The organism is Salinimonas chungwhensis DSM 16280, assembly GCF_000378185.1.
Classification (GTDB): Bacteria; Pseudomonadota; Gammaproteobacteria; order Enterobacterales; family Alteromonadaceae; genus Alteromonas; species Alteromonas chungwhensis.
Genome location: NZ_KB899403.1, coordinates 1 through 1,982, shown reverse-complemented (window position 1 = coordinate 1,982; position 1,982 = coordinate 1). Strand labels below are relative to the sequence as shown.

Genomic DNA, 1,982 nt, shown 5'->3' with positions numbered 1-1,982 from the left:
AATGCTAGCAGGCCCGCTTTTGTATCCGGTAATTGCTTATCTTTACTGATAGTGGCCTTCCAGTTCTCGAACTTGCTGTTATCAATTTTATAGACAGCCCCATTAGCAGAGATAAGCGCAATCTGTTGGCCGTTACCTTCAAGCTTTCCGGCAACCGGGTCGCCCCCACCACAGGCAGCAAGATTAAGCGAAAGTGCGATAAATACGATGGATTTTTTTAACATTTCAAAGTCCCTTAAAAACAAAGGTGTTAGGGTACTTTTAATGCTCGGCGAGTCTCTAGCATTTATGTTCGATAAATCGAGATCGTTTACTGATGCGCTTATATGAACTTATCGATGCAGTTCAGCATATTTTCTTTTCAGGCTGTACTCAGCCCATCCGACTATTACAGCGCAGTCAAAAACGTCTTTAACCCATCTGCATAGATGCTCAGAAGCCTTAACGGTCAGCGCCTCAAAAGCTATTCCAACTAAGTACTTTCTTGCCCAATCTTCGCTTTCACCTTTAAAAAAGTCCGGGCTATAACCTAAGTCATTCCCCCTGGCATATAGGGTTATATCATTCTCATGACAATAAACAGCGGCCATCAGAGAAATTAAACTCGATAACGCTGATTTCATATCATTAGAGTCAGAAGAGCCTTTCAAATTTTCACTTCCCATTACTTCTCGTTCTGTTCAGGATTAACGACATGATGAAAGTAGTCTTCGCTCAACTCAGTCATCATCAGTACTGGTTCGCCCATTTTAATGATTGAGCCCGCCTGCCCGGTCGATGGAATAACTTTGACGGTTTGTCTGCAGACAACTCTGAAGCCAGCCCAATCCCTCCCTGCTCCCATCGCCTTTAGTATGGGGTCGGCTATCCAGCGAGACTCCCCTACGCTGAGCTTTTCACTGTTTACTAAACACTGTAACCGCTGGGTGTCATTCCCATTAGCCTGGGTTGATATCGATATACCGCAAAGAAAAACGGCAGCAATATTTTTTTTCATTATTAATCCTTGAGGGCCGTCAAGGCAGATTTGCCATGGCAGCATGGCTTTGCATAAGGTGCATCATGCCTTTAGGGTGCAGGGTCTATGTAATTGGTTGGGGTAAAGGCTACATGATGTGGCCTTTTGGGAGCACGACAATAACGTCAATAAATCAGAAAATTTATTCCCCTATTCCCCTATTCCGCTGTTTAACGATGTGGCTGATTCAGATGAACTGGACGCGGTATATGGAAATGGAGAGGCTGACTTATCCTCGACTGCAAAATGAGATTTGAAACCTGAACGTTCTATCCCGCGATCAGATACCATTTTGGTATTGATAGTCTTTTCTATGCGGTAGCTTCATTTACACACGTAAACCCGAATGGCTCGCGTTTCGCAACCGGTGACTTCGGTGTTATGTACATTGCCGATAATTCGGAAACAGCGCTTGACGAAGTGACACACCACCAGCAAACATATTGGGGCAAGGTTGAAGACCTGGCTTACGATAGATTTGTCTTTCGTGAACTTTGTTGCGACTTTTTCACCGAAAAATATAAGTACATTGAAGTGAATGACGAAACTAAGGATCTATTGGCGCCTGACGATTATTCTCAGTCACAGCAGCTGGGGCGAGAATTGCAACAATCCGGTATTGAGGGGCTTCGATACCCTTCAGTAAGATTAGAAGGGGGGCAATGCTACGGGCTGTTCAGCCCCAGGACTGTCAAGAGAGTCGTTCAGGCTAATCATTATGAAATGGTTTATCGTGAGGGAGCGCTGCAGGTCAACCAATTGATTCAACCTCGCTAAGCCAAACCATTTTGGTTAGAAGTATAACAGTCAGGCATGAGCGAATAGCGGTCGTTGATTGCCAAGGTTATAGAGGTCTGCTTTAGACAAACTATAGTCACTCGCATCCTTTGAAACCATAATTTAGTTTCAGGGATATGTGCTCGTTTCATACGAATATCAGACAAAAACATTCGATGTTTACCGC

The 1,982-nt window shown here is 44.2% G+C and carries 6 protein-coding genes; 2 read left to right on the top strand and 4 right to left on the bottom strand.

Annotation, left to right across the window (positions count from 1 at the left end; all coding sequences use genetic code 11):
* The 3 genes from F458_RS19985 to F458_RS0118740 form a co-directional block, all read right to left on the bottom strand.
* Positions 1–224 (bottom strand): hypothetical protein (locus F458_RS19985; protein WP_040610821.1); only part of this gene is annotated, 224 nt, incomplete at its 3' end.
* A 108-nt stretch (positions 225–332) separates the two neighbouring features.
* Positions 333–665, bottom strand: a complete 333-nt coding sequence (locus F458_RS0118745) for a hypothetical protein (RefSeq protein WP_018984973.1) — start codon at positions 663–665, stop codon at positions 333–335.
* The gene (locus F458_RS0118740; RefSeq protein WP_018984972.1) at positions 665–997 is read right to left on the bottom strand and encodes a hypothetical protein; all 333 of its coding nucleotides are present in this window, start codon (positions 995–997) and stop codon (positions 665–667) included. The genes F458_RS0118745 and F458_RS0118740 overlap by 1 nt, the downstream gene beginning before the upstream one ends.
* A 118-nt stretch (positions 998–1,115) precedes the next feature.
* Between F458_RS0118740 and F458_RS20910 the strand changes: the two genes are divergently transcribed.
* A complete protein-coding gene (locus F458_RS20910) occupies positions 1,116–1,268 on the top strand; it encodes a hypothetical protein (protein ID WP_018984971.1) in 153 nt (50 codons plus the stop codon).
* 29 nt (positions 1,269–1,297) lie between these two features.
* Positions 1,298–1,795, top strand: coding sequence for an RES family NAD+ phosphorylase (locus tag F458_RS20305; RefSeq protein WP_083928672.1), 498 nt, complete (start codon positions 1,298–1,300; stop codon positions 1,793–1,795).
* Here F458_RS20305 and F458_RS20960 read toward each other — a convergent pair.
* Positions 1,792–1,982: hypothetical protein (locus F458_RS20960; protein WP_040610818.1), on the bottom strand; the 191-nt coding region annotated here is incomplete at its 5' end. The two genes, F458_RS20305 and F458_RS20960, sit on opposite strands and share 4 nt — an antisense overlap.